General features: G+C 49.0%; 10 protein-coding genes. 2 read left to right on the top strand and 8 right to left on the bottom strand.

The window, feature by feature from the left end; translation table 11 throughout:
* Positions 1–394: 394 nt before the first annotated feature.
* From QM529_05315 to QM529_05280, 8 genes are all read right to left on the bottom strand, one after another.
* On the bottom strand, positions 395–577 hold the full coding sequence (locus tag QM529_05315; GenBank protein MDI9314072.1) for a hypothetical protein: 183 nt from the start codon (positions 575–577) through the stop codon (positions 395–397).
* Between the two features lie 208 nt (positions 578–785).
* A complete protein-coding gene (locus tag QM529_05310) occupies positions 786–983 on the bottom strand; it encodes a hypothetical protein (protein ID MDI9314071.1) in 198 nt (65 codons plus the stop codon).
* 123 nt (positions 984–1,106) lie between these two features.
* Positions 1,107–1,814: an aspartate/glutamate racemase family protein gene (locus QM529_05305; GenBank protein ID MDI9314070.1), complete on the bottom strand. Its 708-nt coding sequence runs from the start codon at positions 1,812–1,814 to the stop codon at positions 1,107–1,109.
* 10 nt (positions 1,815–1,824) lie between these two features.
* Positions 1,825–2,544 (bottom strand): ABC transporter ATP-binding protein, encoded by a 720-nt coding sequence (locus tag QM529_05300; protein ID MDI9314069.1) that lies wholly within the window; start codon positions 2,542–2,544, stop codon positions 1,825–1,827.
* Positions 2,545–2,555: 11 nt separating this feature from the next.
* Complete coding sequence (locus QM529_05295; GenBank protein MDI9314068.1) at positions 2,556–3,338, bottom strand: ABC transporter ATP-binding protein; 783 nt, start codon at positions 3,336–3,338, stop codon at positions 2,556–2,558.
* A 1-nt stretch (position 3,339) separates the two neighbouring features.
* Positions 3,340–4,410 carry a branched-chain amino acid ABC transporter permease gene (locus QM529_05290; protein MDI9314067.1) on the bottom strand — a complete coding sequence of 357 codons (1,071 nt, stop codon included), beginning with the start codon at positions 4,408–4,410 and terminating at the stop codon, positions 3,340–3,342.
* An 85-nt stretch (positions 4,411–4,495) separates the two neighbouring features.
* Positions 4,496–5,398, bottom strand: coding sequence for a branched-chain amino acid ABC transporter permease (locus QM529_05285; protein MDI9314066.1), 903 nt, complete (start codon positions 5,396–5,398; stop codon positions 4,496–4,498).
* 205 nt (positions 5,399–5,603) lie between these two features.
* Complete coding sequence (locus QM529_05280) at positions 5,604–6,803, bottom strand: ABC transporter substrate-binding protein (GenBank protein MDI9314065.1); 1,200 nt, start codon at positions 6,801–6,803, stop codon at positions 5,604–5,606.
* Positions 6,804–7,286: 483 nt separating this feature from the next.
* Here QM529_05280 and bamA point away from each other — a divergent pair, with 483 nt between their 5' ends.
* Both bamA and QM529_05270 read left to right on the top strand, forming a co-directional pair.
* Positions 7,287–9,914: an outer membrane protein assembly factor BamA gene (gene bamA / locus QM529_05275; protein ID MDI9314064.1), complete on the top strand. Its 2,628-nt coding sequence runs from the start codon at positions 7,287–7,289 to the stop codon at positions 9,912–9,914.
* A 108-nt stretch (positions 9,915–10,022) separates the two neighbouring features.
* Positions 10,023–12,350 (top strand): NADP-dependent malic enzyme, encoded by a 2,328-nt coding sequence (locus QM529_05270; protein ID MDI9314063.1) that lies wholly within the window; start codon positions 10,023–10,025, stop codon positions 12,348–12,350.
* Positions 12,351–12,523 lie beyond the last annotated feature (173 nt).

Genomic DNA, 12,523 nt, shown 5'->3' with positions numbered 1-12,523 from the left:
TTTTTTACAAGCCTTGGCGACTTTCATGTCGTCCGCGCTCAAAGAAGCTTGGTCCATTTGCTTGATTTGATCGCAGGTCGCTTTGTCTGGTTGCGCAGAAGCGGCAACCGCTGAAGAAGTGATGGCCAAGCCGAAGGCTAGCACGTATGATAATGCAATGATTTTTTTCATGATATATTATCCTTTCAATGATAATAAATTATTAATATTGCCGTTTGCGTTATTGCCAACAGCGAATTTCTTGTATCACCCTTTATATTGCGCGACAATCGATGCAGGGATTTTTGGCTTTGCTTTGCTGTATTTTGTCGGCAACTATCAAAAAGAAAAAAGGCACCTGTCCAAAAATGAACAGATGCCTTAAAAAAAAATAATCTTTTTTTTAAAAAACGGATTACATACCCGCTTTTTTACAATCGGAGAGCACTTTCGAGTCGGCCGAAGTCAAAGCAGTTTGATCTTTTTGTTTCAATTGATCGCAGGTCGCTTGATCTGGTTTCGCGTTCGCCGCGGAAGCGACGGTGGTGAGAGCCAAGCCAAAGGCCAAGAGCGATAGCAATGCAGTGATTTTTTTCATAAGTATTATCCTTTCAGTGATAATGTAATGTTAACGTTACGTTGTCAGCGTAATTACCGACAACGAAATTATTGTAACACCCTTTACCCGGTGCCACAACCGCTGGACAAGTTTTTGGCTCACACTATCAAAAAATAAAAAAGGCTTCTGTTGTTTTTCAAACAGACGCCTTACAAAAATAATTTTTTGTTGATGAAGAAAAAAATAATTACATTTTCATCATTTTTTTGCAGACGTCCATTTTTTTCATGTCGTTCGCACTCATGGATGCTTGATCCATTTTCATCATTTTTTTACAGCTGGCTTTGTCCATGCCCCTCATGTAATCGTCATCGTCATCGTAATCGGCCATAGCAACCGACGAGACAGACAAGCTTATCGCCAAGACGGCAAATAATTTTTTCATGTTCGTTCCTTTCAAAGTAAAACAAATATTTAGTAAAAATACCCCCGGCGTTATTGCCAAGAGAGTTATACTATAAATTGTTTATTTTTCTTGTCAATAGGAGGCCGTAGCAATAGATTTTTGCTATTTTGCGCGCGGGCTGGCGTAGGCGTTGATTTTACTGGTTTTAAGGCCGGCACCGATTAAGGCCTCGCACAATTTTACCGCCGTCACCACGCCGTCAATCACCGGCAGGCCGCAATCCTTGGTCAATTGCTGGGTCAGGTCGGCCATGCCGGCGCAACCCAATATCACTGCCTCGCAATTATCCTCGGCCGCGGCGCGCATGATTTCGTCTTTTATCTTTTGCCGCGCCTCGTCGCCCTTTTTGCCGGGTTCTTCTAATTGCAACACGGGGATATCGGCCGCCCGCACCTTGCGGCAAAAATGCGCCATGCCGTATTTATGCGCCAACTCCTCGATAATCGGCACCGAACGTTGCAATGTCGTCACCACCGAAAAAGACGTGGCCAGCATCGACGCGGCATGCATCGCGGCCTCGCAAATGCCAACCACCGGCCCGGCAACAATTTCGCGACAGGCATGTAGCCCCGGGTCATCGAAACAGGCCAGGACAAAACCATCGGCCCCGGCGGCTTCGGCCTTTTTCATTTCGCGTAATAATGATGGCAAGCTCATCGCCTCGTCATAATGCCCCTCGATAGATGCTGGCGTGTCGGTTGGGTTCGATGAAATAATTTCGGTGCCCGCGCTGACAAATTGCGCCGCGACGCGGTGGCATTTTTCGGTCATGCCGCGGGTCGAATTGGGATTGATAATAGCGATTTTCATGTTGGTTGCCCTAACCACCCAAATACATTTTTTTGATTTTTGGGTCGTCGCGCAATTTTTTCGAATCGCCGCTCATGGCGATATTGCCGGTGCTGATTAAATAGGTGCGGTGCGAAATGCTCATCGCCAATTGCGAATTCTGCTCAACCAAAACAACCGACACCTTGTCATCGCGGTTGATGGCGACAATCGACCGCGCAATATCCTGCACCAATTTTGGCGCAATGCCGAGCGATGGTTCGTCGAGCAACAATAGTTTTGGCCGCGTCATCAGGGCGCGACCAATCACCAACATCTGTTGTTCGCCACCGCTCATGGTTGATGCCTGCTGGCGAAAACGTTCTTTCAAGCGCGGGAATTTTTCTAACACCTTTTCCATATCATCGGCGATCTGTTGCTTGTCGGTTTTGGTAAATGCCCCCATCAACAAATTATCGCGCACCGACATCAGGGGAAAAACATGCCGCCCCTCGGGCACCATGACAATGCCTTTTTTAACCAAGGTCTGCGGCGGCAGGCCGTTAATTTTTTGCCCATTAAAATAAATTTCGCCGCCCGCTATCGGCCGCAGGCCAGTAACCGCCCGCAGGGTTGATGATTTGCCCGCGCCGTTGGTGCCGATAAGCGCGACCGTTTCACCGGTGGCAACCGTCAGCGACACACCCTTCAGGGCGCGCACCTTGCCATAATTCAGCACAACATTTTTTAATTCCAAAATATTATCGGTCATTTTTTATCTCCTTATATACCTATCGAATCGTCTTTAACACCAAGGTAAGCCTCGATGACTTTTTGATTATTGCGAATCTCCTCCGGCAGGCCCTCGGCAATTTTTTCACCAAAGTTGACCACCACAATGCGGTCAGAAATTTTCATCACGGCGTGCATGTCATGCTCGACCAACAAAATGGTGATGCCTTTTTTACAAATGCTCCGCACCATCGCCACCGCCTTTTCGGTTTCCTCCATATTCATGCCGGCGAATGGCTCGTCGAGCAACAACACCTTTGGCCCGGCCGACAGGCCGATGGCGATGCCAAGCGCGCGCAAATGGCCGTGCGGCAGGTTGAGGGCGAATTCGCCCGCGACCTTATCAAGGCCCACCAATTTCAAAATCGCCATCGCCGAATCATAAAACCGCTTGTTATCCTCGCGCGCGGCCTTTGAATTGACATAAAAACCAAACAAGTTGGCACGTGCCTGCAAATGGTGGGCGATGATAACATTATCGAGCACCGACATGTTGCGGAAAATAGTTGTTTCCTGAAATGTTCGAATCACGCCGCGTTGCGCCGCCTTATGCGGGGCGAGGCCGGAGATGCGTTTTCCTTCAAAAATAACCTGGCCGGCGGTCGGCAACAAAAACGATGATATCAATTTAAACAAGGTCGATTTGCCCGCGCCGTTCGGCCCGATAATCGACAGGATTTCATTTTTTTTCACATCGAACGAAACGCCATTGACCGCGGTCAAACCACCAAATTTTTTGGTGATGCCTTGCACGCTAAAAAATTCGCCACTCATTTTATTTTCTCCTTTTGCTGGGTTTCGCTTTTGCGCCATTTTTCTTGTCGGCGATTGCTTGTTTTTTACTATTGAAAAAATCTAGCAGGCCATCGATCTTAATCGACAACAGACCATTGGGCAGGAATAGCATCATGCTTATCATCGCGGACGCGTAAATAAATAGCTGGTAATTGCCCATCACCGACAGCCAATCCCACGCGAAGTAAAGCACGGTCGCGCCGACAATTGGCCCAACAACATTCGACAACCCGCCAACAAAACAATAGAGCATGAAATCGACCGAATCCTTGACGACAAAGGCCGAGGGCGAAATCGATTGCAAATTGGCAATGAAGACCGCGCCACCGATACCGCCGAGGAACGACGAAATGGCAAAAGAAATAAGCCGCAACCGCGCGACATTAACGCCAATCGAGCTTGCCAATTCCTCGTTCTGTTGGAGCGAGCGCGCCAATATCCCCTGGCGCGAATGGGCCAGGCGATACATCAATAAAAAACCCGCCAGCAATAAAAAAACCGAAAGGTAATAAAACCCAACCTTGGTATCGGGCAGGCTGTCAAAACTCGGGATGAGCGTCATGCCAAAAATGGTCAGGGCCGGCGGGCTCGGCAAATTGCTAATCCCCTGCGACGAACCGGTAATCGGCGCCATGGTATCCGACAGGGCGAGCAAGGTCGTAACCTGAGTCAGGGTCAAGGACACCATCGCAAAATAAACGCCGCGCAAACGCAATATCGGCAGGCCGATGATAACGCCAATCGCGCTGGCCAAGATACCCGCCAGGGGCAGTGACACCCAAAAAGACCAACCCAATTTTGACACACAATAGGCCGAGGCATAACCGCCAATCAAGGCAAAAGCCCCCTGGCCGATATTGATGCGGCCCATCGAAAAGGTCAACCACACGCCCAGGCTGATAAGGCTGAGCAGGGCGACGTTCGTGAAATTGCCCATCAGATACCAATTTTTAGCCAGAATCAGCGGCCCGGGCACAATGCCCAGCAAGAGAATCGCCAGGGCAAAAAACCCAACGACCCTAGTGTTCCTTAGCGTAAAAAATTTTTTCATATAGTTCTGCTCCTGCTCCATTTATAAAACAAATATTTTTTCCAATTTTTTTTTAAGTCCTATTTCACCCTATTTTATCCCCATTTTATCCCCAAGGCTTGCCCATTAAACCCTGCGGGCGAATAGCCAAAAACACCATCAAGGAAGCAAAAATAATAAAATGCGTCAAGTCGCCAAGGCCAATCAAGGGCAAGAGCGACAATAAAACCGATTCCAACATGCCGAGGATAAACCCGCCCATAATCGCGCCCGACACCACGCCCGCGCCGCCCAACATGACCATGGTGAAGGCCTTGATAGAGGTTGGGTCGCCCAAGCCCGAATTAATACCGGTCACCGAAAACAACAGCCCGCCAACTATCCCCGCCAGCGCCGCGCCAAAGGCAAAACCCAGCATGGTGTAAAAATCAACATTAACCCCCATCAACCGCGCGGCCATTTTATCCTGCGCCAGGGCGCGCATCGCGCGGCCGGTGCGGCTCCATTGCATATACAATATAAAACCAACAATCATAATAAAGGAAATGCCGGCCACCAATATCCGGTCATAGGCGATAAGGACGCTACCCCAGGAAAAAACCCCATCGATTAATTTTTGACCATCGGGCATGCCCTTTTGTTGCTGGCCAAATAAAATCAAAATAACACTATCGAGCAAAAAAGCCGTGCCCGCCGCCAACAACATGGTGCTTTCATCGCGTGCCGAGCGGTTTATCACGGTGCGGAAGAAAAGCCGTTCGAACAGCCCACCGACCACCATCAACACCAATGCCGCGGCAATAACCCCCAAGAAAAAAGCAATCGCCAAGGGAAAATGCAATCCGCTGAACAGCCGTTCGGTCACGCCATAGGTAACAAACCCACCGAGCACGAACATTTGCCCATGGGCAAAGTTTAAAACATTCATCAAGCCAAAAATCAGGGTGAGCCCCAGGGCAATCAGCGCATATTGCGCCCCCAAATAAACACCATTAACTACAATTTCCATCTCTCTCTCCTTTTAATCACTAACGCTGAATAATTCTATATTTTTATTTGTAATAAATTTCTATATTTTTGCTCGGCAAATTCTGCTCTATTTTTTTTGCTTTGTAAATAGTTTTTTTGCAATGGATGCAAAAAAAATCCCCCACCAGTTTTTAAACAAAAATGGCGGGGGATTTAATCTTAAAAAAAATTAAGATATTTTTTCCTTAGTCAACTTTACCAACGAAAAGGGTTTTGAAAGACCCATTTTCATATTGGTTAACCACCATTGGCACAAAAATTTGATTTTTTTGACCAAAATAGCCTTTGCCAACGAATGTCATTGGCATGTTGCCTTTGATATATGGATTTTTCATCGAGAAGGTTTCCGCCGTCTTTTTGAACTCATCTACATTATCAACCGCTTTCGGGTTGGCTTGCAAAACGCCGATGATATATTCCAAAGCATAAACCTTGGTATTTGATTCATCGTCATAAACACCAAATTTCTTGGTGTAACGCTTTACAAATTCCTTCATATCAGCCGAAGCCAATTCAGGGGTGGATGCCCCGCCCAAAGAAATGAAGCCATTGGCCGCACTGCCCGCGCTTTTCAGCTCGTCAGCATTTTGTGCGGTTTCGGTGGAAATGATGCCTTTGTAACCCAATTCCCGTGCCGATTTCAGCAACAATGGCGCGGCCGCAGGGGCAACACCAGAGAGAACCAGCAAGTCAGGGTTCTTTTTAATAACCGGACTCAAGATGGGGTTAAAGTCGGTGGTGCCAGACTTGTAAGTGCTCTTACCATCGACCACTTCCAAGCCAACAGATTTCGCCGCCGCCACACCGCTGTCGCGTTGTGAAATGGGGTCAGCATCATTGGCCGCCACGAAGGCAACTTTCTTCACGCCCTTGTTGGCTTGCAACCATTTGTAAATGGTTGGGCCTGATTGATAATTGGCGATCATCGCCAAATAAGCAGGGGCATTCGGTTTGGTGTAAAGTTGTTTGGCAAAAGCGTATGGGAAATACACAATGCCACGTTTCATCGCCACGTCATAGGCGGGGATAGCACCTTCATCGGTGTTTGGCCCGACCACGTAACGAACGCCTTGGCTCGCCATTTTTTCAAAACCGGCCACGGCCAATTTTGGGTCTTTTTTATCATCAAAGGTGACGATGTTGACTTTGTAAGTATCGGCACCAATTTTGACACCGCCCTTTTCATTCAACCAGTCGGCACGGGTTTGCATCGAACGAACGTTCGACGTACCCCACGCCGCCGCGGGACCAGATGTGACGCCGACAAAGCCGACGTTCAACACCTTATCAGCGGCATTAGCCGCCGCCGACATTGACAAAAGACCGAACGACAGGGCAAAAGCACTGACCGAGAGGCCTTTCATAAAGTTTTTTCTATTTAGCATTTTTTTCTCCTTATTATAAAGAATTGCTATTGCATAATTTAGGAGTTTAAAAAACGGCAGAACCATTAAGGCCACTTCGAGTAGCGCAACCATATAATCATTGATATTGTTATCCTTGACCAACTGGCGCAACCAACCCTCGATTCATAACCCCCTAATGTCCCAGCTTTAAACTAGAAGTGTAATATAGGTTGACTTTTCCTGTCAAGAAGAATCGCCGATAAAAATTGCAAAAAAAATAAAATAAAAATCAAAGCTATAGCCCAATTGTGCGCTTATAACGCCGCTACCTTGGCTATTTGGTGGATATTTCCGGCTTGGCTTGTTTCGGCCAAACATTCGATGTAGTTTGACTTTTGGCCGACCACCTTTTATAGGTCTATATAATTATTTTAATTCCAACCACCGCTTCAATAATTATCATCGCCCACTCGTTTTTCCCGTTTTATTGCATCGACCGCTAACCATCCGCCATTTTATACCATGAATACCATAAAAAAAAATAAGCCGAGGGTAAAATTATTCCACCTTACCCTAACACGGGTAATGGCCCATGCGATGGCGCACACCATGCTAACGCCGTTGTTTTATGGGTTGTTTGCGACTGGCCTGACGGCGGTGGGGGGTGGTTTTGCCGCCGATTCGGCAATGGCGCAAACCCTTCCAGGGAATACAAGCGCGCAACCACCCACCACGCAAGCCACCCCCGGCCAGCCACCCGAGCCTAAGAGCGGCACGCCACAACCGGCAACCAAGCCAGCCGCACCCGCCAATTCCCCCATTGCCGCACCGGTTGCGCCGTTGGTTTTTACCCCGCCAAGCACGGGCGGCGCAGGCAATAGCAAGAATAACAACGCGGGCGGTAATATCATCAAAACCATCAAAATCGGCGGCGCGCAAAAAATCGACCCGCAGACTATTTTAAGCTACCTGCCATTTAAAGTTGGCGACAGTTGGTCGAACGATGTCGCCAATGATTCCTTGCGAATCCTCAACAGCACCGGATTATTTGCTCTGGTCACCATTGGCGAAGCCAATGGCATCGTCACCATTAGCATTATGGAAAGCCCGGTCGTCGACCAGATTGCATTCGAGGGCAACAGCGACATAGAAGATAAGGATTTCCTGATGGTCCTGGCGCAGAACAGCCCGGTGCGGCCACGCGCGGTTTATTCACGCGCCGCGGTGAAGAAGGCCGTCAATATCATCCAGCAGGTTTACCTGCAACGTGGTTTCTTCCAAGCCAATGTGACGCCAAAATTAATCGACATCGGCAACAACCGCGTGCAATTGGTGTTCGTCATCAACGAGGGCAAAGCGCCCAAGGTCGGGGCTATCGAATTTTTTGGCAATGATAGTTTTTCTGATGGCTCCCTGCGGGCGGTGATTGCCACCACGATTTACAACCCGATTCGCTTTTTCGCCACCACCGACCAATATGACCCGAATCGTATCAAAACCGACCAAGATAATTTACTGCGTTTTTACCAAGACAATGGTTTTGCCGATGCCGCCATTTTGTCGGCCACCAGCCAATTAAATAAATCGCGCGGCGATTTCACCATCACCTATGGCATCAAGGAAGGGCCGCGCTATCGCGTTGATAAAATAAACTTAATCAGCGACATCAAGCAGTTAAAAATTGATGAATTGCGAAGCGGCATTGCCTTGAAAAAAGGAAATTATTATAAAATTTCATCCGTCGAAAAAACCCAGCGCGATATCGTCGCCGACCTGCGCGATAATTATAACTACCCATTTATGAGCGTGGTGCCAAAAACCACCACCCACCCCGACACCGGCCTGGTCGATGTTACCTTTAAAATTATGCAGGGGCAAAGGCAATATATCAACCGCATCGTCATCAAGGGGAACGGGCGGACGCTTGACAATATTATCCGCCGCAAATTACCAATTACCGAGGGCGACCCGCTTGACCAGGATGCCGTCAACCAGGGCCTGCAGTCGATACAAAACACCGGCTATTTTAGCGCGGTCAGCCCGCAATATGCGCCGGTGGCCGGCCGCCCCGACCGGGTTGATTTGATTATCAACGTGCAGGAAACATCGACCGGCGCGCTGAATTTTAGCGCGGGTTATTCAACCGCCCAGGGGATTATTTTGGGGGTTACATTCGGCGAAAATAATTTGCTCGGCACGGCGCGCGTCCTGACCTTTAACGGCCAATTTGCCATTCCGGTCGCCAGTGGCCAGGGTTCGTCCTTCGGTCAATCCTACAGCATTTCCTACACCGAACCTTTCTTGGCCGATAAAGATTTGGCCTTGATAACCACGCTTTACCGCACCGTAACCGACAACACCGCCAGCTTGCTCACCGAAACCCGCACCGGTGCATCGCTTGGCTTGCGCTTCAATTACAACAGATACCTATCGCAATATGTCTATTACAATTTCTATTTTAATAAAATCTCGGCCGACGCGGGCAGCCTTAACACCTCGGCCGTCGGCAGTTTATACGCTTCTATTTTTGGTTACCAAACATCTTATGACACGCGCGATAACCCCGGCGACCCACGGTCGGGTATGTATTTAACCTTTGGCAATGACCTGGCCGGTTTGGGCGGCGATGTTTATTACCTTCGCACCTCGGCCACCGGGGCGGGTTATTTAAAAATTCCGCTTGGCCTTAACAACGACCCGGTGTTGGCGATTGGCATCGACTCGGGTTATATTTTCCCCTTTAATAATAAAAAGGTTGGCTTGACCGACCGTTTCTACCTTGGCGGGGCGAACCTGCGCGGTTTCCAAGACAGCTCGGCCGGCCCATCCTACAGCGCGGGTAGCTCGACCAGCTTCCTCGGTGGCCGAAAATATTTCACGCAGAGTGCCGAATTGCGCGTGCCGATTGATTTCTTGTCCGACATTGGTGCGAAATTTATTCTGTTCAATGACATCGGTATCTTGGCCTTCCCCGACGAACGTAATTTCGTAAATGTCAGCGACGACGAGCGGCTTCGTGCCTCCTGGGGGTTGGGCGGCAGTTTTATCACGCCGGTCGGGCCGATTGTTATTTCTTGGGCATTCCCTTATCTTAAGGGGACGCACGACGTGGTGCAAAATTTTAGGCTTGATTTTAAAAGCAAATTCTAATTATATTATTGTGGCGGTTGCTTAAATATAATAAGTGGTGAATAATAGGTTGTTAAGAATACCCTAAGCTGACGCCATGAAAAAAAATAAATACCTCAAGAATTTGCAATGACAAACGACACAGCATCAGATAAGGCGCGCGAACAATTACGCACCGAGGCCATTGCCTATCACAAGCAAAAGCCCGCCGGCAAATTGCGGGTGGTGGCGTCAAAACCCCTCAGCACGCAACGCGATTTATCCTTGGCCTATTCCCCCGGGGTGGCGGCGGCTTGCGAAGAAATTGTCAAAAATGCCCTGGCGGTATCCGACATGACGGCGCGCGGCAATTTGGTCGCGGTGATTTCCAACGGCACGGCGGTGCTTGGCCTGGGCGATATTGGCCCGCTGGCCAGCAAGCCGGTGATGGAGGGCAAGGCGGTTTTGTTCAAAAAATTTGCCGACCTTGATGTCTTTGATATCGAAATAGACGAAAAGGACCCGGAAAAATTAATCACGATTATCAAAAGCCTCGAACCAACGTTTGGCGGCATTAACCTGGAGGATATCAAGGCCCCCGAATGTTTCACCATCGAACAAACATTAAAAAAGGAAATGAACATTCCGGTGTTTCATGATGACCAGCATGGCACGGCGATTATCGCCGGCGCGGCGATTCAAAATGGGCTTGAGGTGTTGAAGAAAGATTTGTCGAAGGTCAAAATTGTTGCCTCGGGCGCGGGGGCGGCGGCTTTATCCTGCCTGCAATTTCTTATCAGCCTGGGGGCGAAGAAAGAAAATATCTGGGTGTGCGATAAGGAAGGATTGGTCTGGGCCGGCCGAAACAAAGGCATGGACCAATTCAAACAACAGTTCGCGCGCAACGATGTAAAACAAGATAAAAATTTGGCCGAGGTGTTAAAAGACGCCGATATTTTCCTTGGCCTGTCGTCCGGCAATATTGTCAGCGGCGCGATGGTAAAAACCATGGCAAACAACCCGATGATATTGGCATTGGCCAACCCCGAGCCGGAAATTCGCCCCGAAGAAATCGAAAAAGTGCGGGATGATGCGATTATCTGCACCGGCCGTTCCGATTACCCAAACCAAGTTAACAATGTATTGTGTTTTCCATTTTTATTCCGCGGCGCGCTCGACGTTGGTGCGACCGAAATAAACGAAAAAATGAAGCAGGCCGCATCGCGCGCCATCGCCAACCTTGCCAAGCAAGCGATCGAGGAAAAAACCTTGCTTGCCTATGGCGTCAGCGAGCTTTCATTCGGTAAAAATTATATTATTCCCAAGCCGCTGGATGAACGTTTGATTGTCGAGGTTTCGGCCGCCGTCGCCCAAGCGGCGATGGAAACCGGTGTCGCCACCCGGCCGATAAGCGATATTCAGCAATACCGCGAGCAATTGGCCGGCCTGACAACCCGCACCCACGAAATCATGCGGCCGATTAACATGCGGGCACGCCGCGCCAACAAACGCATCGTCTATGCCGAGGGCGAAAATCCAAAAATTCTAAGCGCCCTGCCGACCATCATTCAAGAAAATTTTGCACGGCCGATATTGGTTGGCCGGCCAAAGGTTATCAATGACCGTATCGAAAAATTAAATTTAAAATTAACCGCCGGGGTTGATTTTGAAATTTGCGACCCCGAGCAAGACAGCCGGTTTCACGATTATTGGACCAATTATCACCAAACATTGGGGCGCGCCGGCGTGTCCCCCGAATATGCCAAAACCATGGTGCGGACGTCGAACACTGTTATCGCCAGCATTATGGTCAAGCGCGGCGAGGCCGATGGGTTGTTATGCGGCACGATAGGTGTTTTTCATCGCCATTTAAAATACGTGCGGTCGATTTTGGGCGTCAATGAAAAATACAAAAGCCTGCATAGTCTTTACATGCTGGTGCTGGAAAAATTTGGCCAGCCGACCCTGCCGCTGTTTTTTACCGACACCCATGTTTCGTTAAACCCAAACGAGGAGGAATTGGAAGAAATGACCTTGATGGCAACCGATATCATGGAGATGTTTGGCATCACGCCAAAGGTTGCGTTGCTTTCCCATTCTAACTTTGGTTCGGCCGAATCGGAATCGGCGGCAAAAATGCGCCGGGCGGTGGCGCGGTTAAAAAAATCCTGCAAGTTTGAAATCGAGGGCGAAATGCACCCCGACACCGCGTTGGATGAATCGATTCGTGCCAATTTTTTGATGGACAGCCAATTGAAGGGCTCGGCCAATTTGATGGTGTTCCCCAACCTTGACGCCGCCAATATATGTTACAACATGGTGAAGATGGTCGCCGCCGAGGGGATTTCAACCGGCCCGATGTTGATGGGGTGCAACCACATCGCCCATATTATCACCCCGGCCGCCACAACGCGCGGCATTATCAACATGACGGCATTTGCCGCCGCGCAATGCGATTGGGTAAAAAAACGTCGATAGTAATTCTGCACGGTGCGTGCAATCGACCAACCACCGCAACATAAATCGCCCTTCATTTGTTTATTAAGCGAACATCAGGGCATGAATCCTGCAATAAACCAGAATATATGTCCGTTATGAGGTTGTTCGGCCTGTCCCGTATTTTTATCGATAGCTCTCTTTCCATCTTGGCG

This window comes from Hydrotalea sp. (assembly GCA_030054115.1).
Lineage (GTDB): Bacteria > Pseudomonadota > Alphaproteobacteria > JASGCL01 > JASGCL01 > JASGCL01.
Note: the sequence above shows the minus strand (reverse complement) of the source record. Positions and strands in the feature narration are given on the sequence as shown.

Excerpts from the sequence above, each read along its gene's own strand:
- QM529_05315 (MDI9314072.1), bottom strand. The coding sequence starts at position 577 with ATGAAAAAAATCACTGCATTGCTATCGCTCTTGGCCTTTGGCTTGGCT.
- QM529_05310 (MDI9314071.1), bottom strand. The coding sequence starts at position 983 with ATGAAAAAATTATTTGCCGTCTTGGCGATAAGCTTGTCTGTCTCGTCG.
- QM529_05305 (MDI9314070.1), bottom strand. The coding sequence starts at position 1,814 with ATGAAAATCGCTATTATCAATCCCAATTCGACCCGCGGCATGACCGAA.
- QM529_05300 (MDI9314069.1), bottom strand. The coding sequence starts at position 2,544 with ATGACCGATAATATTTTGGAATTAAAAAATGTTGTGCTGAATTATGGC.
- QM529_05295 (MDI9314068.1), bottom strand. The coding sequence starts at position 3,338 with ATGAGTGGCGAATTTTTTAGCGTGCAAGGCATCACCAAAAAATTTGGT.
- QM529_05290 (MDI9314067.1), bottom strand. The coding sequence starts at position 4,410 with ATGAAAAAATTTTTTACGCTAAGGAACACTAGGGTCGTTGGGTTTTTT.
- QM529_05285 (MDI9314066.1), bottom strand. The coding sequence starts at position 5,398 with ATGGAAATTGTAGTTAATGGTGTTTATTTGGGGGCGCAATATGCGCTG.
- QM529_05280 (MDI9314065.1), bottom strand. The coding sequence starts at position 6,803 with ATGCTAAATAGAAAAAACTTTATGAAAGGCCTCTCGGTCAGTGCTTTT.
- bamA (MDI9314064.1), top strand. The coding sequence starts at position 7,287 with ATGAATACCATAAAAAAAAATAAGCCGAGGGTAAAATTATTCCACCTT.
- QM529_05270 (MDI9314063.1), top strand. The coding sequence starts at position 10,023 with ATGACAAACGACACAGCATCAGATAAGGCGCGCGAACAATTACGCACC.